This window comes from Pseudarthrobacter raffinosi (genome assembly GCF_023913735.1).
In the GTDB taxonomy this organism is placed as follows: domain Bacteria; phylum Actinomycetota; class Actinomycetes; order Actinomycetales; family Micrococcaceae; genus Arthrobacter; species Arthrobacter raffinosi.
Map to the genome: position 1 here is coordinate 43619 of NZ_JAMXBH010000005.1, position 21917 is coordinate 65535.

18 protein-coding genes and 3 pseudogenes are annotated in these 21917 nt (G+C 64.7%); 7 read left to right on the forward strand and 14 right to left on the reverse strand.

The window, feature by feature from the left end; all coding sequences use genetic code 11:
* Window positions 1-322 precede the first annotated feature (322 nt).
* Entirely contained in the window at window positions 323-1276 is a 954-nt protein-coding gene (locus tag NG698_RS05745; protein WP_252608698.1) for a lipid kinase, read from the forward strand.
* On the opposite strand, the gene NG698_RS05750 is transcribed toward NG698_RS05745, so the two are convergent.
* Window positions 1273-2298 (reverse strand): DUF808 domain-containing protein, encoded by a 1026-nt coding sequence (locus NG698_RS05750; RefSeq protein WP_252608701.1) that lies wholly within the window; start codon window positions 2296-2298, stop codon window positions 1273-1275. The two genes, NG698_RS05745 and NG698_RS05750, sit on opposite strands and share 4 nt — an antisense overlap.
* Window positions 2299-2536: 238 nt before the next feature.
* Here NG698_RS05750 and NG698_RS05755 point away from each other — a divergent pair, with 238 nt between their 5' ends.
* Window positions 2537-3604, forward strand: a complete 1068-nt coding sequence (locus tag NG698_RS05755) for a glycerophosphodiester phosphodiesterase family protein (RefSeq protein ID WP_252608704.1) — start codon at window positions 2537-2539, stop codon at window positions 3602-3604.
* A gap of 50 nt (window positions 3605-3654) precedes the next feature.
* Here NG698_RS05755 and NG698_RS05760 read toward each other — a convergent pair whose 3' ends face one another.
* The 3 genes and pseudogenes from NG698_RS05760 to NG698_RS05770 all read right to left on the reverse strand — a co-directional run bounded on the left by NG698_RS05760 (window position 3655) and on the right by NG698_RS05770 (window position 6394).
* Window positions 3655-5016, reverse strand: a complete 1362-nt coding sequence (locus NG698_RS05760; protein ID WP_252599270.1) for an MFS transporter — start codon at window positions 5014-5016, stop codon at window positions 3655-3657.
* Window positions 5017-5149: 133 nt separating this feature from the next.
* Complete coding sequence (locus tag NG698_RS05765) at window positions 5150-5581, reverse strand: ester cyclase (RefSeq protein WP_252608706.1); 432 nt, start codon at window positions 5579-5581, stop codon at window positions 5150-5152.
* Window positions 5582-5721: 140 nt separating this feature from the next.
* Window positions 5722-6394: pseudogene (locus NG698_RS05770) on the reverse strand (hypothetical protein).
* Between the two features lie 118 nt (window positions 6395-6512).
* Here NG698_RS05770 and NG698_RS05775 point away from each other — a divergent pair.
* Window positions 6513-7268, forward strand: coding sequence for an ArsR/SmtB family transcription factor (locus NG698_RS05775; RefSeq protein ID WP_252608709.1), 756 nt, complete (start codon window positions 6513-6515; stop codon window positions 7266-7268).
* A gap of 27 nt (window positions 7269-7295) precedes the next feature.
* Here the strand turns inward: NG698_RS05775 and NG698_RS05780 are convergent, their stop codons facing one another.
* Both NG698_RS05780 and NG698_RS05785 read right to left on the reverse strand, forming a co-directional pair.
* Window positions 7296-8549 (reverse strand): type II toxin-antitoxin system HipA family toxin, encoded by a 1254-nt coding sequence (locus tag NG698_RS05780; RefSeq protein WP_252608712.1) that lies wholly within the window; start codon window positions 8547-8549, stop codon window positions 7296-7298.
* Complete coding sequence (locus tag NG698_RS05785) at window positions 8546-8803, reverse strand: helix-turn-helix transcriptional regulator (RefSeq protein ID WP_252573733.1); 258 nt, start codon at window positions 8801-8803, stop codon at window positions 8546-8548. The genes NG698_RS05780 and NG698_RS05785 overlap by 4 nt, the downstream gene beginning before the upstream one ends.
* A 137-nt stretch (window positions 8804-8940) precedes the next feature.
* On the opposite strand from NG698_RS05785, the pseudogene NG698_RS21925 reads away from it, so the two are divergent.
* Window positions 8941-9069 (forward strand): annotated as a pseudogene (locus tag NG698_RS21925) (serine hydrolase); the annotation flags it as partial.
* Between the two features lie 651 nt (window positions 9070-9720).
* Window positions 9721-12240 (forward strand): ATP-dependent Clp protease ATP-binding subunit, encoded by a 2520-nt coding sequence (locus NG698_RS05790; protein WP_252608715.1) that lies wholly within the window; start codon window positions 9721-9723, stop codon window positions 12238-12240.
* Between the two features lie 429 nt (window positions 12241-12669).
* On the opposite strand, the gene NG698_RS05795 is transcribed toward NG698_RS05790, so the two are convergent.
* The 5 genes and pseudogenes from NG698_RS05795 to NG698_RS05810 form a co-directional block, all read right to left on the reverse strand.
* Window positions 12670-13221 (reverse strand): flavin reductase family protein, encoded by a 552-nt coding sequence (locus tag NG698_RS05795; protein ID WP_252573739.1) that lies wholly within the window; start codon window positions 13219-13221, stop codon window positions 12670-12672.
* Between the two features lie 321 nt (window positions 13222-13542).
* A pseudogene (locus tag NG698_RS21640) lies at window positions 13543-13662 on the reverse strand (mycothiol transferase); the annotation flags it as partial.
* A gap of 97 nt (window positions 13663-13759) precedes the next feature.
* The gene (locus NG698_RS05800; RefSeq protein WP_252608718.1) at window positions 13760-14176 is read right to left on the reverse strand and encodes an ester cyclase; all 417 of its coding nucleotides are present in this window, start codon (window positions 14174-14176) and stop codon (window positions 13760-13762) included.
* A gap of 44 nt (window positions 14177-14220) precedes the next feature.
* Window positions 14221-15072, reverse strand: a complete 852-nt coding sequence (locus tag NG698_RS05805; protein WP_252608721.1) for a DUF2182 domain-containing protein — start codon at window positions 15070-15072, stop codon at window positions 14221-14223.
* 13 nt (window positions 15073-15085) lie between these two features.
* The gene (locus NG698_RS05810) at window positions 15086-15703 is read right to left on the reverse strand and encodes a DUF1326 domain-containing protein (protein WP_252563703.1); all 618 of its coding nucleotides are present in this window, start codon (window positions 15701-15703) and stop codon (window positions 15086-15088) included.
* Window positions 15704-16025: 322 nt separating this feature from the next.
* Here NG698_RS05810 and NG698_RS05815 point away from each other — a divergent pair, with 322 nt between their 5' ends.
* Window positions 16026-17720, forward strand: coding sequence for a PAS domain-containing sensor histidine kinase (locus NG698_RS05815; RefSeq protein WP_252608739.1), 1695 nt, complete (start codon window positions 16026-16028; stop codon window positions 17718-17720).
* A gap of 48 nt (window positions 17721-17768) precedes the next feature.
* On the opposite strand, the gene NG698_RS05820 is transcribed toward NG698_RS05815, so the two are convergent.
* Complete coding sequence (locus NG698_RS05820; RefSeq protein ID WP_252599286.1) at window positions 17769-17990, reverse strand: hypothetical protein; 222 nt, start codon at window positions 17988-17990, stop codon at window positions 17769-17771.
* Between the two features lie 57 nt (window positions 17991-18047).
* Window positions 18048-19121 carry a methyltransferase gene (locus NG698_RS05825; protein WP_252608908.1) on the reverse strand — a complete coding sequence of 358 codons (1074 nt, stop codon included), beginning with the start codon at window positions 19119-19121 and terminating at the stop codon, window positions 18048-18050.
* Between the two features lie 382 nt (window positions 19122-19503).
* On the opposite strand from NG698_RS05825, the gene NG698_RS05830 reads away from it, so the two are divergent.
* Window positions 19504-21096: a serine hydrolase domain-containing protein gene (locus NG698_RS05830; protein ID WP_252608741.1), complete on the forward strand. Its 1593-nt coding sequence runs from the start codon at window positions 19504-19506 to the stop codon at window positions 21094-21096.
* A gap of 71 nt (window positions 21097-21167) precedes the next feature.
* Here NG698_RS05830 and NG698_RS05835 read toward each other — a convergent pair whose 3' ends face one another.
* A complete protein-coding gene (locus NG698_RS05835) occupies window positions 21168-21893 on the reverse strand; it encodes a hypothetical protein (protein ID WP_252608747.1) in 726 nt (241 codons plus the stop codon).
* Between the last annotated feature and the right edge of the window lie 24 nt (window positions 21894-21917).

Here is a 21917-nt window from a genome sequence, read left to right on the forward strand (position 1 = left end):
GGGGCCGCCCGGCTCACCCGGCGTACCCTGAACCCATGGCAGCCGACGGCAGTTCTCTATGCATCCTGGGACGCGTGAAGTCGGTCTACGAGAACCTTCCGCTGCCGCCGGCCGTTGTGGCAGCGATGGCCCTCGATTTCCTCTTTGCCAGGCTCCGTCCCCTGCCGCTTCCCGGCCCCCGCTCCGTTCACAGAATAAAGGTGCCGCGGTACCTTGGGTTCCCCCACAAGCAGGTTCCTTCGGCTGGAACTCAGTCGCCGCCGTCGTACTCCTCCGCCGGCACCATAGGAAACGCACAGGTCCGGCGCCTAACATGGCCCACATGAAATCTGCCCGGGACGCACGCTCTGCCGCCGTGGTGATCAACGCCGGATCACGCCGAGGGGCGGCACACGAACTTGCCGTGGACACGATGCGAAAGGCAGGCGTGCCGGTCTCCGCCGTGCACCATGTGCACTCGGGGGCAGACCTGGCCGGGACGCTTGATCGGGTGCTTGCGGACGGGCACGACCTGGTGGTTGTCGGCGGCGGCGACGGGACTGTGTCCTACGCCGCCGGCCGGGTTGCCGGCACCAACGTTGTGCTCGGCGTTCTTCCGCTGGGCACCGCCAACGACTTCGCCCGTACGCTGGAGATACCCAACAACCTTGCCGAGGCCTGCGCCACCATCGCCGACGGGAAAGTAGTGGACATCGACCTCGGCCGGGCCAACGGTGAGCCCTTCCTCAACGTCGCGTCCGTGGGCCTGTCGGTGGCTGTCACCGAAGCTCTCAGCCCCCGCCTGAAGCGGTACATCGGGCCATTGGCCTACAGCATCGCCACGCTAACGGCTTATGCCCGGCACAAGGCGTTCCGGGCCCGTCTCGAGTTCCCCGACGGGGACCACGAGCCGATGGAACTCGACAGCCTGCTTCAGGTGGCCGTAGGCAATGGCCGGCATTACGGCGGCGGCAACACGGTCTCCCCCACGGCAGGGATCGACGACCACACCCTCGACATCTACGCCATCCTGGCGGGACCGCTCCGGGAGCATGTGAGTATCGCGCGGTTGCTCAAGGACGGAAGCTTCATCAAACACGACCGGGTGTACCACCTGACCACCAGACGTGTCCGGCTGGTCACCGACCAGCCGCTGCCGGTGAACCTCGACGGCGAGATCGCGACCACCACGCCAACCGACTTCACCGTCCAGCGCAACGCCGTCCACGTCGTGGTGCCCCAGAGCAGCACCAGCGCGTTGTTCGACGGACCGGGCGCCGCGCCGCCGATTGGCTAGGAGGCCGGATCCTCGTCACGTTTCGTCGGCCGATAGCCGGCAAGTTCGGCGCGGATGTCGCCCTCCTCGTGCCCGCCCTTCTTTTTGCCGAACGGCAGCGCGTTGAGCAGCGGATGCACGATCGCCATCACGACGAGGCCCCAAGCGAGTCCGATGACGGCCGAGCACAAGGTATTGACGAGCCAGGCCAGGAAGCCGCCCACAACAGCGATCCCGGCGAAGGGGTGCTCGAGGACATGGACCAGGTCATAGGGTGCGTGCCAGCCGAGGTCGTGTGCACCCTGCAGCATGATGTGGCCACCCACCCAGAGCATGGCGATTGTCCCGATAAAGGTTATCCCGGCCAGCACGGCGGGCATCCCCTTGACGAGCAGCTCACCGGTGCGCTGGGAGCCGGCGGAATCTTTGGCGGCCAGGTGCATCCCGATGTCGTCCATCTTGACGATGAGTGCGACGGCCCCGTAGACGGCCACCGTGATCACCAGGGCCACGACCACCAGGATAATCGCCCGGGACAACAAGGAATCCTGGGCCACCTCGTTCATGGAGATGACCATGATCTCGCAGGAGAGGATGAAGTCGGTAGTGATGGCGCCCTTGATGACTTTGGCCTCGGCCTCCGGACCGCGTTCAACCGCCGGCGCGTCTTCCTCCGCGGTGTGGTGGCCGCGGAGCTTGTGCCAGACCTTCTCGGCGCCCTCGTAGCAGAGGTACGTGCCGCCCGCCATGAGGATGAACGGGATGGCCCATGGGACGAAGGCGCTGATGAGCAGCAGTGCCGGCAGGATGATCAACAGCTTGTTTCGGAGCGAGCCCCAGAAGATTTTCTTGATCATCGGCAGTTCGCGGGACGGGTCCGCGCCGGACACGTACTGCGGGGTGACGGCGGCGTCGTCGATGACCACGCCGGCGGCCTTGACCCCCGCTTTGGCGGCTCCGGCCGCGACGTCGTCCACCGAGGCGGCGGCTATGCGGGCCAGGGCTGCGACGTCGTCGAGCAGGGCGACGAGACCGCCGCTCACAGATCGGCCCCGAGATGCTCGAGGGCGGACGGCTGAGTGTGGATACCTAGGTCAAGGCGCGAGATTGGCATGCTCCGAGTCTATTGCGGCGGACAGCCGGCCGAACAACCCCGTGTAACCTCCGCTCCGCGTTAACCTCCCCTCCAACTCAAGGCCCCACGCGCGCCACCTGCCCTCCCTAGCGTGGATGGGTCACCGGCCATCTGCCGGTCCCCGTCACCCCAGGAGGAAACCACTCATGCGCCCAGTCCTGACTGCAGCGGCAGCCGCCGCACTGATCGCCGCCCTGGCGAGCCCCGGCGTCGCCGCCCCGGAGAACGAAGCCGGCACGCCGTCGTCGAACGCTGCCGGAACCGCCACGTCCGCGATCAAGGTGAACGAGCGCAACGGCTCCTTCGATCTGCAGAGCCACCGCGGCGGCCGCGGCGAATGGACCGAGGAGTCCCTGGCAGCGTTCGCGAACTCCCTGGCCCTGGGCGTGAGCACCCTGGAGCTGGACACGCACCTGACCGAGGACGGCAAGGTCATCGTGTGGCACGACGACACCATCCAGGCCAACAAGTGCGTGGACACCGCACCCGCCACCGCCAATGACCCTGAGTTCCCCTACGTGGGCGACCGGGTGGCCGGGCTGTCACTCGCGCAGGTCAAGACGCTCAACTGCGGCTTCGTGCAGCTGCCCGGCTACCCGGCGCAGGACGTCATCGAGGGCAACCGGATCGCCGAGCTCAAGGACGTCTACCAGCTGGTCCGCGACACCGACGCCGCCAAGGTCCGCTTCAACGTGGAGACCAAGGTGGAGAACAGCGAGGTGGGCGGCGCCGGGATGGAAGCGCTCACCAAGGCCGTGGTGGCCGAGATCGAGGCCTCCGGCATGGCGGACCGGACCACCCTGCAGTCCTTCGACTGGTCCTCGCTGAACCTCACCAACGAGATCGCGCCCGAACTCCCGCTGGTGGCGCTCTCCAGCGGCGACGCCTGGATGGGCGTGGGCCAGCCCGGCGCGAGCCCCAATCTAGGCGGCATCGACATCGACGACTACGATGGTTCCCTCCCCAAGGCAGCGGCCGCGCAGGGGTACGACGTCGTCTCCCCCACGTTCCGCTCCGTCACCCCCGCGATGATCGCCGAAGCCCACGAACTGGGCCTGCCCGTCATCCCGTGGACCGTGAACACCACCGCGGACATGGAGCGCCTGATGGCCCTCGGCGTGGACGGCATCATCACCGATTACCCCACCCGCCTGCGCACCCTCATGGAGGAACGCGGCCTGAAGCTGCCCAAGGCGTACGAGGTTAAGGGCTAGGCTCCCTGGCTTGGAGTTCGCGGCCGGGCGGCAGCTTTTCGAAGCTGCAGCTAAGCGCCCTTCCGCTGCCACGCCACCGCCAACGCCAGCACCACGGCGCCCAGCCCCAGCATCACCAGAACCATCAGTCCCCAGTTCGACTGGTTCACCCCGGGCCCGTACAGCACACCGATCAGTACCGTTGCTGTGATGGCGCCAAGGTAGCGGCAGGTCTGGAAAATGCCGGCCGCCACTCCCCTCTCCTCCGGCCGGGCGGACACGTACAGGCCCTGGTTCGACGCCGTGCTCACCACCCCGTAAGGCACACCCATCAATGCGGTCAGCACAAACACCAAGGGCGGCCACAGGGACACCGTCAACGCCCCCAGTCCGCCCGAGGCAACCAGCAGGATCAGCGCACCGGCGATCAACACCGAACGCACGCCGAACCGCTCAATCAGCCGTACCGTCACCGGGGTGACCAGCACGGACATCGCCGCCAGGGGCAGCATCAGCAAGCCCACCAGTCCGGCGTCGTAATGTCCTGCCTCCTGCAGCAGCTGCGGCAGGCCGAAGAACGCAAAGTAGTAGACGCCGCTGAAGACGACGAACACGAGATACACCAGCAGCAGCGGCCGGTTCCGGCCCAGCAGCCGCAAGTCGAGGAACGGCGGGCGGAAGCGCAGCTCCCGCCACGCGAACAGCGCGGCAATGACGGTTGCGGCGCCGAGGAGCCACCAGCGGTATCCCGGCATCACGTTCAGCAGCGCCATCATCGCGAGCATCAGCGAGGCGACGAAGGCCAGGATGCCAGGGATGTCGGAGTCACGGATCAGGGTTGAGAGCTTCCCGGTTTCGCGGCCGGCATCGGCCGGCGCCGCCCGGTGCACCACAATCAGCGCCAGCAGCGCGAGCGGCACGTTGACGGCGAACAGCGCCTGCCAGCCCAGCAGGCTCACCAGCAATCCGCCGACGACGGGTCCCACCGCGGCCGCCGACGTGTTCGCCATCTGGATCCGGCCCAGCGGGCGGGTGGAGGGCAGCTTCGCCAGGCGGCTCAGTTCGGTGACCATCACGACGGCGGACGGGTACGCCGTCGCGGTCCCCACGGCCATGAGCGCGCGGGCCACGCAAACCAGCGCGAAGTTGGGCGCAAACGGAGCCAGCGCACACGTCACCGCCACCAGGGCCATTCCGAACGTGAACAGGCGGCGCGGCCCGAAGCGGTCCGCGAGCCTGCCCATGAGCGGCTGCCCGGCTGCGGACGCGAGGTAGAACGAGGTGATCACCCAAGTGACGGTGGCGACGTCGAGCGCGAAATCCTCCCGCAGGACCACCAGCGCGACGGCGATCATGGACGAGTTCAGCGGGTTCAGGGAGGTGCCGAGGCTGAGCGCAGCGATCGCGAGGCCGGGACGGGGTTTGTTCGTCACGCCCCTAAGTCTGGTGCATCGTTGCCTTGGGTCACGGACCTACTCCGGGGCGTGCGGCGAGTCGAGCTCGCCCCAAACCGGCGAAAGGCTCACCACCCCCTGGGCGCCGGCGCTGGCCAGCCTCGTGCCCCGGTCACATCCCGGGCATCAGCCCAAGCTGCCCCATCAGTGCGGCAACATCCGGGTGGGCGCGGAACGAGGTGATCTTTCCGTCGGTGACGGAGGCGAAATAGGTTCCTGTTCCCACTACGGATTTGCCAGTGGCCGGAATTTCCTGGTCCCCCATCCGCACCGGCCCGGTGTTCGTGCCGGTGAACTCCACTTCCGCCGCCACCTCGTCATCACTGATCACCCGCCGGGTGGCCCGGATGCGCATATCCGGAAACGCCATGAACCAGGTGTCCATGTAGGCCCGGACCTGCTCCCGCGTGCGGAACGGCTCGGGGGCCATCACGTCCGTAAAAGTGAAATCATCGGCCAGCAGGTCGGCGAACGCCGCCGTATCGTGCTGGTCCCAGGCCGCCATTCCGCGGTCGTCAAGCTGCTCTACTTCGGCGCGTGACATCACACATCTCCTCCTTGAAATGTCCTGATGCGCCTCATGTTAGACCGCTGGAACCCGTAGTCAATGGTTAGTTACTACCTGGGCGCAGGTCAGTCGAATGGCGCCCGCTCCCAACCCTGGTACCGCCGTCGTACTCTCCCTTATTCCGGGGCGTGTGGTGCGTTCAGTTCGCCGGCAATCTTTACTTCCAGCGCCGCTACCGTGGCCTCGGGCAGGACGATGAGACCGTCCAGTTCCCGCCGGGCGCGCTTGTATGCGGTCTGCCGTTCGGCAGGTGTCGCCGCGTTGTCGGAGGCGATGTTGAGCAGCTTCCTGGCCGTTGCCAGCCGCTGGCGTTCGGGCCCCGTGAAGTTGCTGTCCTTGGTCCGCTTGGCTTCCCGCTCGGCGACGTCGAACGCCAGCTCGGAAGCTGTGCACGGCCGCCCGGTATTCCGTCAGCCGGGCGGCCGTCGTAATCTCCTCCGGCTTGGCCGGCCGCAAACCGTCGGCCTCCCGCTTGGCCCGGAGGAAGGCGACCGTCAGGGGTTCGCGCACATCCGTCATGACCGGGAAATCGATAAGTTTCCCCACGTCGAGCTCGTAGTCCAGCCACCGCCGGTTCACGGCATCATGCGCTGCCACCAGGGCGGCGACCTGGGCCTGGCTGGCTTGTTCCGCCTGGACCGCCTGGTTCTTGAGCTTGTACAGCTCCAGACGGCGACGGTGCCGGCGTTCGCTGGCCTTGGAGCACTGCCTTGCCCACCCTCCGGCCATTCCGCCGAGAGGGAAGACGAGCCACCAGTAGTGGCGAAGGAAGTCAAAGAATTGGTCCACGGATTCATCGTCCCACCTGCGCCCGCCCACTGACACGCATTTCCCGAGTCATGTGCTTATGGGAAACGACTTCTAAAACCCGTTGACATGTGACTAAATGGTCACCTATTCTTGAGCCGTGGACGCCGTATTCAAGGCCCTCGCCGACCCCACCCGCCGGGACCTGCTCGATGAGCTCTTCCGGGAAGACGGGCAGACCCTTCACGCGCTCGAGGCGCACTTCGAGATGACCCGCTATGGGGTCATGAAGCACCTCAAGCTGCTGGAGGAAGCCGGCCTGGTGGTCACCCGCCGTCGGGGCCGCGAGAAACTCCATTTCCTCAATCCGGTGCCCATCCGCCTGGTCCACGACCGCTGGGTCAGCAAATATGCACAACCATGGGCCGCTGCCCTCAGCGACCTCAAAACCAGATTGGAAAGTCCCATGGAAAAGATCTTCGAAATCTATATCAAGACCACTCCGGAGCGGCTCTGGGAAGCCATTACGGACAGCGAGATCCGCAGCAAGTACCAGTTCGGCAACAGCATCAAATCGGACTGGACCACGGGCAGCCGCTTCGAAATGGGCAACCCGAAGGCGGACGGAGCGCTCCTGGGCGAGGGCGAAAACATTGAAGTTGTTCCCCCGCGCCGCCTGGTCCAGACCATGCGCGCCCTGTGGGGCGAGGACGTGAAGGCCGAAGGCACCTCACGCATCACCTGGGAAATCGAACCGGTGGGCGATTCCTGCCACCTCACCGTCACCCACGACCAGCTCCGCGAAGGCGCCAACGAACAGCTCTACGGCGGCTGGCCGATGATCCTCTCCGGCCTCAAAACCTGGCTGGAAACCGGCGAAAAGCTCACCACGCCCGGCTCCCTCATGTACACCTGAGGCGACCGACGGCGGCACCTGGACCGGTTACAGCTGCCTGCGCGCCGTGCTTCCGGCAATGAGATCTTCTGCACGAGCAGCCACGAGGGCGGGCAGGTGCGCGAGGCGCTGGGGAACGGACGCATGAGCCTCCGCCGCCGCAACGAGGATGCCCGTCACGCCGGAGCGGGCTTCCTCGACGTCCATCCCCCAACTGCCAGCCTCCCTCACAAGATGGTCCAGGGTGATGTAGTTCAGCCGGGCCTGACCGGCCACTGAATGCCCTGCATTGGAGCTGCGCGCATAGAGCAGCAGCGTTGGCGCGACGTCATACAGGGGCGCTAACTGCACCTCGCCCGTTTCCCGGATAAGCACCGAGTAGTTCTTGGAATGGGCGTCGCCGTTGCCGATAAGGACATTGAAAGCCACAGCCTTCAACAACTCACTCTTGAAAGCCGCAGCATTTCGGCTGTGCGGCGACGCGACCGCAGCCACTTGCGCGAGGCGTGACGGTGCCGCGGTCGACTGATCGTACTTTGCCGCAGACGCAATCCCCAGAACCTGCGTGAAGTCTTCCTGATGAATCCGCTTGTGGTCCTCGGTTCGGTCATAGCGTTCCACTACCAGGGCATCCCGGGTGCCGAACGTCTCCATCCGTGTCCGTGCCGCACGAAGGCCTGCCGCCCTGGCCAGCTCAAGCGCCCAATGTTCGGCCGCCAGCAAGTCCGGAATCGGTGAATCAAGCGGGTCGGGTTTGATGATGTGCGTGGAGGCGGCGCCCCGGGCCGGCCAATACCAGCCACTGTCGCCTGACGACAAGCTGCTGGACAACAGGACCTTGGACTGGACACCGCCAAGGGACGTGGTGATGGCGAAGTCCTCAGGGAGGTCCCAAGTGGGGAGGGACTCGACGGCGGCCACGACTTCCTGCTCGGTCATCGGCAGCAGTTCTCCCCCCTCCTCGGGATCCACGCCGTCGGGAAGGACCTGCACGGCGCCGGCACAGTCAGCGCCCACCGCCGCGAGCAACGCTTTGATGTCCGTGGAAGCAACGCCGTGCAGGTCGGCCAGGTGCGCACGAACCTGACCTTCCGGGAGGAGTCCATCGAAGAAGTTCAGCACTGCCGGACCGTTGATGGCTTTGGACTGCAACGGCAAGGACAACGAGAGCAGGGCAGCGCCGGCACCGTACTCAGCTACAAGGTCCGGGAGGTATCCAAGCCGCGGACGCAACGACGTTCCCGTGAGCCAGGCAATCCGCCGGCCATGCAGCCAGACGGCCAGCCGCTCATTCCGCCTCACTGCTTGACGTCCAAACGTGAAAACCGCGGAATAAGGGCAATGTCCCGCTCAAGGGCCCGCACCGCCGCGATGGCCGTCTCCAAAGAAACATTCTCGCCCTGTTCCAGGCGGACGATGGTGTGACGGCTCGCGTTGATGAGCTCGGCCAAGCCGCTCTGCGTCAGCTTCCGCTCCTGACGGGCGCTACGGACCGAAGCGCCAAAGGATTTCGAATCCATGGCACGGAAGAACGGAGTTTCAGCCGGATGTTCCATATATTCACCATAACAGGCATGAGAAACAAATGGTGAAGATAGTGAACATTCGTAGCTATTTCTGATATGTTCACGATCTTCACCGGCGGGGCACCCAAACCGGGAGAAGAAGAGATTGCGCGACCGCCAACTGATCGCCGGGCGCCGCGATCGCCGTCGTCCGGGACGGTGTCCAGGTGCACTCCGCCGCATTTGGACGCGCCGACGACTCCGGGCGCCCGATGACCGCCCAGACGCCAATGCTGCTAGCCTCCACCAGCAAGTCTCGAATCACTGGCCCAAAACGTGGCTTCCGTCAGCATAGATTTGCTGTCGTTCCATGAAACTTACTACTTCCGCGAAGTCGAGAAGAGGGTTCCCTGCCGGCTACCGTTGCCTACGCCTACCAGTTGGCGTCTGAGGCCAAGCTCAGTGAAAACCCGGAACTACGGTTTGCCGGACGGATACTTCATGCAGCGCTGGACGATCTCGCAGAGGTACTCCGCGGCAAGTTCGGCCATCCAGAAACGACGTCGTCGGAGGTGTTTGACAGCTACGCCCTGCACCACAGACACCGACAGCCACGGGAACTTGACACCAAATAGTCTCCCAGCCTTTGAGAGGGGGACTACGATTTCCCATTCCGGCGTCTCAACCTGCGTAACTTCGGTCTAGTTGTTCCGCTAACGTACGCGGAAGCTACTCAGCAGTTGAGACGGGAGGTCTGTGGCTACAAAGGCATCCCATCAAGCACCTCAGCAGTCGGAAGGTCGCGAGTTCATCAAGTCACCAGTTGATGCGCCAGGACAACTAATGCTGCGAAAAAGAGGACACGTACCGCTGAAGTCACAAATACCTTGCCTCTCGGCGAAGTCCCCCCCATGAGGGCCCGCGGCGACGTAGGATCAAGATAGGCGGCAGCCAGGAGTGTGGCGAAAATGTTTGAGCGATTTACGGACCGTGCCCGTCGCGTAGTTGTGCTTGCCCAAGAAGAGGCACGCATGCTGAACCACAATTACATTGGTACCGAACACATCCTCTTGGGTCTGATCCATGAAGGTGAAGGCGTTGCCGCCAAAGCTCTTGAGTCCATGGGCATTTCGCTCGACGGCGTGCGCGAACAGGTGCAGGAGATCATCGGCCAGGGCCAGCAGGCCCCATCCGGCCACATCCCCTTTACCCCGCGGGCCAAGAAGGTGCTGGAGCTGGCTCTGCGCGAGGCCCTGCAGCTGGGGCACAACTACATCGGCACGGAGCATATCCTGCTGGGCCTCGTCCGTGAGGGTGAGGGTGTGGCCGCCCAGGTGCTGGTCAAGCTGGGCGCAGACCTCAACCGCGTCCGCCAGCAGGTTATCCAGCTGCTCTCGGGCTACCAGGGCAAGGAGACCATGGGCGCAGGCGAGGGCCAGGGCCAGGGCCAGGGCCCGGGCCCCGGCCAGCCCGAGGGCACTCCCGCCGGTTCCGTGGTCCTGGACCAGTTCGGCCGCAACCTCACCCAGGCTGCGCGCGAGAACAAGCTGGACCCGGTGATCGGTCGCGAGTCCGAGATGGAACGCGTTATGCAGGTCCTGTCGCGCCGCACCAAGAACAACCCTGTCCTGATCGGTGAGCCCGGCGTCGGCAAGACCGCCGTCGTCGAGGGCCTGGCCCAGGCGATTGTCCGCGGCGACGTCCCGGAAACCATCAAGGACAAGCAGCTGTACACCCTGGACCTCGGTTCACTCGTGGCCGGCTCCCGGTACCGCGGTGACTTCGAAGAGCGCCTGAAGAAGGTCCTGAAGGAAATCCGCACCCGCGGCGACATCATCCTCTTCATCGACGAAATCCACACGCTTGTGGGTGCCGGTGCGGCCGAGGGTGCGATCGATGCGGCTTCGATCCTGAAGCCGTTGCTGGCCCGCGGCGAGCTGCAGACCATCGGTGCCACCACCTTGGATGAGTACCGCAAGCACATCGAGAAGGATGCCGCGCTTGAGCGCCGCTTCCAGCCGATCCAGATCAAGGAACCCTCCGTGGCCGACGCGATCGAGATCCTCAAGGGCCTCCGCGACCGCTACGAGGCGCACCACCGGGTCACCATCACCGACGGCGCGCTGGTCGCAGCGGCGAATCTCTCGGAGCGTTACATCTCGGACCGCTTCCTGCCGGACAAGGCGATCGACCTGATCGATGAGGCCGGTGCCCGGTTGCGCATCCGCCGGATGACCGCCCCGCCGGAGCTCAAGGCGATGGATGAGCGGATCGCCGCCGTGAAGCTGGAGAAGGAGTCCGCGTTGGATGCGGAGGACTACGAGGGTGCCGCTTCGCTCCGCGACCAGGAGCAGAAGCTCGTCGAGGTGCGCAGAGAGAAGGAGCGCCACTGGAAGACCGGCGGCATGGACGACATCTCCGAAGTTGATGAGGAACTCATCGCCGAGGTGCTGGCGAACTCCACCGGCATCCCGGTCTTCAAGCTGACCGAGGAGGAATCCAGCCGTCTGCTGAGGATGGAAGACGAGCTGCACCAGCGCGTGGTGGGCCAGGAGGAGGCGGTTAGGTCGATTTCGCGGGCTATCCGCCGTACCCGTGCAGGCCTGAAGGACCCGAAGCGTCCGGGCGGCTCGTTCATCTTCGCCGGCCCCACGGGCGTCGGCAAGACCGAGCTCGCCAAGGCCCTGGCTGAGTTCCTGTTCGGCGAGGAAGACGCCCTCATCACGCTGGACATGTCCGAGTACTCCGAGAAGCACGCGGTTTCGCGGCTCTTCGGTGCCCCTCCTGGCTACGTCGGCTACGACGAGGGCGGCCAGCTGACCGAAAAGGTCCGGCGCCGTCCGTTCTCCGTGGTCCTGTTCGACGAGGTGGAGAAGGCACACGCTGACCTGTTCAACTCACTCCTGCAGATCCTGGAAGACGGCCGCCTGACCGATAGCCATGGCCGGGTGGTGGACTTCAAGAACACCGTGATCATCATGACCACAAACCTGGGCACCCGGGACATCTCCAAGAGCGTGGCCACCGGCTTCCAGTCCGGCACAGACACGCAGACCGGCTACAACCGGATGCGCGCCCGTGTGACGGAAGAGCTCAAGCAGCACTTCCGTCCGGAGTTCCTGAACCGTGTGGATGACGTTGTGGTGTTCCCGCAGCTCACCCAGGACGAGATCATCGAGATCGTGGACATGTTCGTTGGCCGCCTGGAGAAGCGCCTCAAGGACAAGGACATGGGCATCGAGCTCACCACCGCGGCCAAGGTGCTCCTGGCGACCCGCGGGTACGACCCGGCCATGGGTGCCCGGCCGCTGCGCCGCACCATCCAGCGCGAGATCGAGGACCAGCTCTCCGAGAAGATCCTGTTCGGCGAGCTCCACGCCGGCGACATCGTTGTAGTGGACGTGGACGGCGAAGGCGACGACGCCAAGTTCACGTTCGCAGGAAACACGAAACCCCGGATCCCTGACGCACTGCCAGCCGCGAGCTAACCACGAAAACGACGTCTGACCACCGTCGAGGCGGGCTGAAGTCCGGTGTGTCTCACTCGCTGCCCTGCAGGCGAAGGATTCCATGACGCCCTGAGGATCCAGCCGGGGTGCTTCAGCCGGTCGTTGCCGGTGGCATCGCCTGCTGCTTCTTTGCCTTGCCGTGAAGTTTCCCGGCAGCGTTATGGATCTTCTCACCCAAACCCATGGTGGGTCTCCTTAGTTTGCCGCCCCGTCGACGTGAATGCCGCAAGAGGCCGACAAATAATTGTTGGTACAGACCCGCCATAAGAGGCAGAACTGGACCCATCCGGCACTTGAGGTGCCGCTGTGCCTCCGGCAATGGTGGGTTTTGATTCAGGTCGGGGTGCCGTGTGCGGGCAGGTGGTAACCCGGGAGATCAGCGGTCTTCGCCGCCTTTGTGGGTAACTTCTAGGGCGCCAGCCGGTGGTAGGCAGAAGCAAAATGTATGAGGGGGTCCGGTACTTCCGCCGCTGGAGCGTCACTACCCATCGCAAGTACCTCTCCGACGATGAGCAGATGCGTTGCCGCAGGATGGATTGCAACCGTTCGCAGCTCGAAGTACGCGATCGATCCATCGAGGATCACCGATCCGGTGGCCGGGCCGCGGCGGTAGGGAACCTGGGCCAGCAGGCCCTCAACGGGGGTCCCTTGACTGGCCAGCCAATCCGCTGCGCCTTGATGCTTGCTGCGCAACAGACTCAACGCCCACGTACCCCTCGTGGCAATTGCTTCGCCAATGCGTGAGCCCGCGTAGAGGCTGACAAGCATCGTAGGCGGATCATAGGAGACGGAGAGAAAAGCAGTCACTGTTGCTGCGTAGTCGCGCTTGTGCAGCAATGTAGAAACCACGGCGACGCCGGCTGAGATGTCAGCGCTGAGCACGCGGTACAGATCGATGTCCGCTTCGGAAGGATGTTCGTCGCCAAGGCGATGCGCGTCCAACGTCCCTGGAATCTCCATAAGCACATCGTTTCACGCAGTGAACACATCAGGGCCGATCGTGACGAAGCCTTAGTGGTCGTTGTGGCTGTAAAGGACGGCCGACACCTGATGCTGACGCGTAGCTTCGGCCGGGACGAAACCGGATGGCCCGTTCTCGGGACCATGTTTGGTAGGCCTTTCGTGGCGGCTGAGTGACTGTTGGTAGCTGACGCGCTGCAACTACGCGGACCTGCAGTTATTGGGGAATGTTCAACATCTTCACCATGACTTCATCTCCCCGGTGCGCCGTCCGTCTGGCCCACGACGGCGGATCTCACACCAGCAGCTCGGCAGTATCAGTCAGGGGTTCAGGCCCTTGGCGTACGCGGCCTGCCCCACGTGCTGGAGGCAATTGGCAATAGTGCTGACCAGCCGCACCCCGAGAGTGACCGGCGGGTCCCAGCGGGTGTCGACGATGCGGACACTGCCGCACAAAGGGGCCTCCCGCCGTCGGCTAGGACGACGGCGGAAGGCCCTTCGAGGGTTGGCCCGATTGCGGACGCCCGTCAGATGAGCCCTAGGTAGGGATGGCACCGAGCTGCTGCATGAGGCTCAGGTTGTCCGTGGTTCCCCAATGCTCAGCCACCTTGCCGTCCTCGACGCGAATAATGTCGGTGGTGCCGAATTCGACGCTTTTGCCGGTTGCTGCCATGCCGGCCATCTCGCCACGATGAGTGCCCGTGAGAATTACGTGGCACGCCTCCATGTTTCCGTCAGCCAATGACGCTTCCATTGACTTGACTTTAATATCGGGGAACGCCGTCCGGATCGCGTTCACGAAGTACCGGACGCCGTCCTTGCCGGGAGGTTGCCCTGGAAGAGCCTCTTCGTGATCGATGTAGTCATCCGTCGCCAACTCGTCAATGAGGGACAGAATTCCGCCCTCGATTATCTCCTTGTAAAACCGCTGGATCAGTCCAGTCCCGTCAGACATTTCCGACTCCTCTAGTACATGAGACCATTCAAGAACCCCCCGTTTTACATCCCCATCCCGACCAACGCCGCTGGAGTGAGGGCAACTCCGAGCGCAATCACGGCCAGTGCCACCGCAACCGAGCGGTTGGCGAGCCGCTTCCACGGGAGCATCTTCTCTCCTGCAATGAAGGCCCCAATCAGCGCCATCCAGCCGATGCTCATCACACCGAGCGCAAACAGCGCCACCATCAGCGCCCAGCAGCATGCGACGCACCACGCCCCGTGCTCAACTCCCATGCGCAGCGCGCCACGGTATCCGGGGCGCATGCGGTGCAGGATGAAGTCCATGGGTGTCCGGCATTTCATCAGGCTGACGTTCTTGGCGGGCGTGAGCTGATAGGCCGCCGCCGCCATAATCACCCCGGCCGCCAGGTACCGGCCGCCTTGATCCGCGGCGAAGAGCCCGGGAGCCAGCGACGCTACTGACATGTAGAGCGAATACGCCACGACGCCGAAGACCGTCCACGTGATCAGGTATCCGGCCACGAAAACGGCGGTGGATCCTGCCGGAGCATACCGCGCCATCTTGCGTCGGTGGCTCTGAATCCGGCCATATGCGACCACCATGGGTGCCACGGACGGGAACATCATGGCCGCCAGCATCACCACCCACGTGGCGACGAAGAATCCCAGCGGCCCCGGCTCAGTCCACCGACCCATGTCCATCCCGCTCAGCTGAGTGGACGTGAAGACCCAACTCGCCGCGGCGAGTATCAGCAGGACCGCGATCAGGCCAGCCTCCCGCGGATCGACCCGGGACGCGGCTGCCGTAGAACCGGCCGCTGTGGCAGGCGAAACGGCGGCGCGCGCAGACGGGCGAACGCCGCCTCTTGTGGACTGCTTCCTGCGCAGCATCAGCTGTCGGCGCTCATGCCCGGCCTTTGGGGGCGTTTTCGGCCATCGCGCTGGCGAACGTGAAGTCCGCGGTCTCACCGTAGACGCCGTCGAAGTCAAGGCCAAAGAGGTCCGAGTGTACCTGCGCTTTGCCGATCCGGAATTCCGGGGCGAACCCGAACATCGCGTTCTTGACGGTGGTGACACCACCGTCGGGTCCCGGCAGGGCCTCGAACGTGTAGCTCACCCGCCCGGCAACCGACGCGGACGGGGTGTCGCCGTCCGAGAATGTGACGCTGGCGCGCTCCACTCCCAGCCATTCTCCGTACAACGCCGCAAAATCCGCGAACGGGCCGCCGGCCTCACCATGAAGGATGCTTTCCAAGGCAGTGGCTTGCGCAGCCGATGCGCCGTCGTCAAGGACGACTCCCACCTTCCAGCCGCCGGCCGAGAGGTTCGACGGGAACCAGTTGCAGAAGGCGAAGGCGATGCCCGACAGATCGGTGTCATCGAGTTTTCCACTCGCGATTTGGAACACAGCCACGCCGCGGCACTCGCCATCCGATCCCGTGGGCGTACCATCCACCGGGCACGGACAAATCAGCTGGCAATTGCAGTTGGCGACATACTTTCCGGTCATTTCCCAAGACATTTAGAACTCCTTGCTGGCACCCTCGCCTAGCAGAAGCGGCCCAGACTCCAGCGCCGAATATACCCAGGAACGGGACGGAAAGCCCCGTTAAGGCAGACAGTATTCCGACGAAATCTGTGTGTCAATACGCCGAGGAAATAGGGCGCCGAAGGGGTCCCTTGTGGTTGATAAACCAGGGGTGCTGTCGTCGGGTTCAGAAGCACTCACCGCTAATACGGACACAGTCATGCCAGTGGGCCTCTGGTGGCAGTAGGATTCAGAAATCTCCCGGAACTGCAGGCGGCGGAAACAAACGGCTGGACAGATTTGAAAGGAAGCACGAATGGGTAACGCGATGCCGCTCCTTTCGCTCGATAACTACTTCCGGAGCCTGGACCTTAGGGGTCGGATGGTGATATTCCAGTTGCCGCTGTCGGTGACGATGCTGCTGGTCACCGTCCTTGCGGAGGCATTTCGCCCCGGGCTCCTGCAGCCCGGTCCATTCCTGTACAGTCTGGGCGCCCATCTGGTCCTTCTGGCCGCGTGCGCGCTGGTGCCGTGGGGGCGGCTGCCGACCCGCGCCTGGGTAGTCATTCCGGTCCTGGACTGCCTGGCCATCGGGTTCTCCCGCGAAGCGGCGGATCAATACCTCACTGTGCTGGGTTTCCTGCTGGTTTTCCCGGTCGTCTGGCTATCCCTCGGCCGCCACCGTAGCGGGGTTGTGATGGCGGTATCGGCCACGATTCTCAGTGCGGTCCTTCCGCCGCTGATCCTTGGAATGGGCTTCACAGGGCCGTCGTTCATCCGGATCGTACTGCTCCCGGTCATCCTCGGGGTGATCTCCCTCACCGCGCATGTGGTCTCCAATGCTGTCCTGCGTCAGCGGCTGCAGCTGGAAAACCAGGACAAGGAACTGCAGGAACTGCTCGCGGCCAGCGAACAGCGCGAGCGGTTGCTGGGCACCATCATGGATACCGTCAGTGTCGGCGTGTGCGCGGTCGATGAACAGGGCCGGAAAATTCTCATGAACAAGCAGCAAAGCCACTACCTCGCCGGTACCCTCAGCGAAAACCCGCCGGCGCCCGGCAGTGAGGAGGTGCCGGTGTTCGGCGTTGACCGGAGCAGCCCACTGCCGCCGGCCCGGCACCCGCTGCGCCGAGCGGCCAGGGGCGAAGCGTTCACCGACGAATTGATCTGGACCGGCACCGGCACCGGCACCGGTCAACGCGCCTTCTCCGCAACGTCTCGGCTGATCAAGGACGGCACCGGCCGGAGTTCCGGCGCCGTGCTGGCTTTTACCGACGTGACGGCGCTGGTCACAGCCCTTGCAGCCAAGGACCAGTTCGTCGCCAGTGTCTCGCATGAGCTGAGGACTCCCCTGACCTCGATCCTGGGCTACCTCGGCCTGGCCCAGGACGAACACCCCGACCTTCCCGCCGACCTGGCCCAGTATCTGGTCGTGGCCAAACGCAACGCCGAACGGCTGCTGCATCTAGTGACCGACCTGCTCTCAGTCGCCTCGGATACCCTGGCCATCAACCCCCGGCCAGCAGACTTGACCAAAGTGATCCGCCACAGCATCGAATCCGCCACTCCGCATGCCAGTGCCGCGGGCATCAGCCTGCACCTTGAACCGTCCGGACCCGTAACCGGCCGGTTCGATCCGGCCCGCATCGGGCAGGTTATCGATAACCTGCTCTCCAACGCGATCAAATACAGCCCCGACGGCGGGGCCGTCACGGTCCGAGCCCGCCGGGACGGGGACAACATCAGATGCGAGGTCGCCGATACCGGCATCGGGATGACCCAGGAAGAACAGGCCCAGGCCTTCACCCGATTCTTCCGCGCAGCACGCGCACACGCCTCCGCCATTCCCGGTGCAGGCCTGGGACTGCCGATCACCAAAACCATCATCGAAAACCATGGCGGGACGATCGCCCTGGCCAGCAGCCCCGGACGGGGGACCACCGTCACCCTGACACTGCCGGAGGCAGACGGCGGCTCCTTGGATGCCGGCGAAGTACCGGCCATGTCATAGGCCAGCTAACCCAGCCTTGCAGAGCGCGATCCGGGTCAGCCGGAAAACCTACTTCCGCTCCCGCCACAGCAGCGTCACGCCGAACGCGACGGCGCCGAGCACCAGCATGGTGATCACTATGACTCCCCAATTGGCCTGGGTAACGCCGGTCCCGTAGAAGATGCCGATCATCACCGTGGCTGTGATGGCGCCAAGGTAGCGGCTGTTTCCGGATGCCGCCGATCCCCTCGGCGCCCGGCGCTGGAACCTCCCTACCCGATCTTCGACCAAGGAGATCCATAGCCTGCTTCTGTCCGGTGGCTGGCGCACGTGCGGCGAAGCTTGTGACTACCGGGGAACAAGCCGCCACAGGGACGTGACCTCGGCCGTGCGCGCCTCGAACAGAGGATCATCGCGGTCCGATGCCTTAGGATGCGTTGGCTTGGTGTCGAGCCGTTCCACCACCTTCAGCCCAGCCGCGTCGATGGCGGCCAGCAGATCCTCACGGGTCCGCAGGCCAAGGTGCTCGGCTAGGTCGGACAGGACAAGCCAGCCCTCACCGCCCGGCTTCAGATGGTCGGAGAGTTCGTTCAGGAAGCGGAACAGCATCCTGCTGCCGGGGTCGTAGACGGCATTGTCCAGGGTGGAATGCGGCGTGGCTGGAATCCAGGGCGGGTTGCACACAACGAGCGGCGCCCGTCCGGGCGGGAACATGTCGGTCAGGACGGCCTCAGCACGGTCCTGGACACCGAGGTTCCGGAAATTCTCACCGGCGCAGGCGATGGCACGCGGTTCATTGTCCGTCGCTACCACGCGGTGGACGCCGCTGCGCGCGAGGACGGCAGCGAGCACCCCGGTGCCGGTTCCGACGTCGAACGCCAGCGTGTCCGAGGGCAGCGGCGCGGCGGCCACGAGATCCACATACTCACTCCGGGTGGGGAAGAACGTGCCATAGTGCGGGTGGATGCGGCCCTGCAGGGCATCGACGTAGACGCCGTTCCGTCGCCACTCGTGGGCGCCAATTGCCCCGACAAGCTCATGCAGGGACACAACGGAAGATTCGCGGATATCGCCGTACGCTTCAGCGGCGGCCTCCCGGATATCCGGTGCGCGGCGCAGCGGCACCACAGGGCCCGGATCAAGAGGAATCAGCAGCAGGCCGAGAATGCGTGCACGATGCGAGCGGGACTGGCGATGCCGATAGAACTTTTCGGCCGGAGTTCCTGTGATCTTCTTTCCGGCACCTACCCGCCGGTCCATGGCGTTGAGGATCTGCCGCCCGTTGTGGAAGTCGCCGTGCCAGAGCATCGCGATCCCCTGTGACGCCAACCGGTTCGCTTCATCGGCCGTGAGGGAGTCGGAGACCACTTCGACGCGCGTCGGCGCTGGTCTGCCGTTCGCCGAACGCCATCGCGCGGTCATACTGACACCCGCCTCGGCCCAGGTCACGACGGCGGGCTCATCCACCGCAGCTCCGCGCGGGGGCTGGAGGGCCGACGTCGGGATTCCCACGGGAGCTGGCGAGTCAGTAGTGATATAGATCCATTCCAAGAGTCCGGGGGCCGATCGGCGACTGACGATTGCGGCGGTGATTCCACGACGTGGAAGGCGACGGCCCAAGATTCCGGACCGTCATCCGGCCGCGAACCGAGCTTGGTTGATGGCCGCTGGAACCATTCAACCTGCATTGTCAGGATACAGGGGTGCACTTGCCGCAACCGCCGCCCGACTGCATGGATGCATTGTTTTCCACCTGGCCAGGCCATACCGTGAAGGGACGGTCAGCCGAAGTGCAGGTGCGGGCATGCGAGCTATTTCCTGGTCAGCGCCCTGTATCCTCATGTGCTTCCTGACCGTGGGGATCCTCGGCGGCGCCACCACACCGGCACCGGCCCCTGCCGGCCCGCCGGCCACAGGACCCGCGAGCCCCGAGCAGACCTACGACGCGCTGGACACCTTCCTCCGGGAGCAACTGGACATCCTCGGGATTCCGGGCGCCGCCATCGCCGTCGTCCGGGACGGCGTCCAGGTGCACTCCGCCACATTTGGACGCGCCGACGACTCCGGGCGCCCGATGACCGCCCAGACGCCGGTGCTGCTGGCCTCCACCAGCAAGTCCCTCACCGCCATCGCCGTGATGCAGCAGGTGGAGGCCGGCCGGCTGCGGCTGGACGAGCCGGTGCAGACGTACCTGCCTTGGTTCACCCTGAACGACAGCCGCTCGCAAGCCATCACGGTCCGTCACCTGCTCCACCAGGCCAGCGGCATGTCATCCAAGGACACGGCCTTCGAAGCCTCAGACGCGCAGGGCCCGGAGGCTCTCGAAGAAGGGGTCCGCGCCCTGTCGGGCTCCGCGCTGGCCGGTGAACCGGGCGAGGCCTTTCACTACGCCAGCGCCAACTTCAACATCCTGGGCCTCCTGGTGCAGACAGTCTCCGGCCAGCCTTTCGGGGAGTACCTGGAGCAGCACGTCTTCGGACCGCTGGAGATGACGCACACGCATCCCACGCAGGCTGCCGCCCGCGCGGACAAGGCGGCCGCCGGCTACTCGCTGTGGTTCGGCTCCTTCTGGCGCCAGACCGGCGTGCCCGCACCCACCACCGGCATGCCGTCGTCCACCCTGTACGCCTCGGCCGAGGACCTCGGCCACCAGCTGATCGCGCTGCTCGACGGCGGACGGTACGGCAATGCCCGCATCCTCCGGCCCGGGAGCTTGGAGGCGATGTTCGAGCCGGGGGTGCAGGTGGACGGGTCCAAGGGGTACGCCATGGGGTGGTTCACCCGGCCGCTCGTGGAGTCCACCGATCCCGCAGCGCCGCCAGTCCCGGAGGCGGACCTGCCGCTGCTGCTGGAGCATCAGGGCGAATGGGGCAACAGCCACACCTATCTGGCTTTGGTTCAGGAGTCTCGCCTCGGCGTCGCGCTGGTCATCAACGGCAACGACACCGCTGCCCCGTCGCGGCTCAAGGCCATCGACACCAACGTCCTGCGGATCCTGCACGGGCAGTCCCCTGTGCCCGCAGTTGTGTTCGAGGACTGGCTGCAGCGCTACAGCTGGGCGGTGGCCCTGGCCCTGCTCCTCGCTGAGCTGGTGAGCCTGTGGCTGGTGCTGCGGTTTTTGCTCCGGCGGCGTGCCGCGTCCCGGAAGCGCTGGGTGCTTCTGATTTGGGGAGTTGCGGCTCTCGTGCTCGACGGGTTCGCCCTCTGGCTGTGCCTCGTCTACGCCCCCGCACGGTTCGACACCCACCTGTTCGTGATCATCCGCCAGTTTCCCGACGTCGGCGTCTCGCTGGTGCCTGTGCTCGTGCTGGCCATACTCTGGCCGATCCCGCGGACGGTCTGGCTGCTCGCGCGACTGCGGGGCGCCGCCGCTACCGAGCCGTCGCAGCCACATTGAACAGCACCGAGGCGCCCCTCTTCCGCTTCGACGCTGAACCCCGCCACCGGGGTTACGCCGAGGTTCTTCTGTCAGCTGCCCAGGTGCCACGAATAGCTAGCATCATTCCAATTGACAGTTGCCGAGAAACGGTAGCCCGATGACGAGCCATCCGGTTCGGTCTTGTTGACTGCGATGCATTGGAACGTGCCAGTGATAGCCGTCAAGTCATCGGAGGAACCTCCTCCTAGCGGAGTGCAGGAAGCCCGCGTGATCGGCCACTCCAGGACACCCTTGGTGACACGTGACTCTGCGTCCTTCAGAACTGAGTCCTCCAGCGCTGTGATAATCAGCTTTCGTTGTGCCCGCTTGCCCGTATCAGCGGCTTGTTTTGCAGCAGTCGCAGCGGCCGCTGCCCTCGTGGCCTCGGTCTGCCGCTTGTTTTCGGCTTCAGCCGCTGACGCCGCGGCAGCCTGCTCGGCGTTGACCTGGTTTGTATGCTGAATGTTTAGCGTGATTCCAATTCCCGCGATCACAACAATGAGAACAGCTGCCGCAATAAGGACAATGCGCTTGTTTACGTTAGCGAAGCGGCTTCGGGCGATGTACGGGGTGCCGCAACTCGGGCAATAGCCACCAAGCGTCAGACTTTGGACACTGCATTTTTGGCAAATCTTGGTCTGCGGTTCGTGTGGCTCTCTTGAGTCCGGTGCTCCGACTGCTGTCGAACTGTTGGCAAGGCTGTTCGGTTCCGGGTGAGGTTCCTCTGATTGACGTGGCTCGTCCTGCGGCGAATTGTTAGCTTCTGAAGTGTTCACAGGCGGTATCTCCTTGTCGGATGT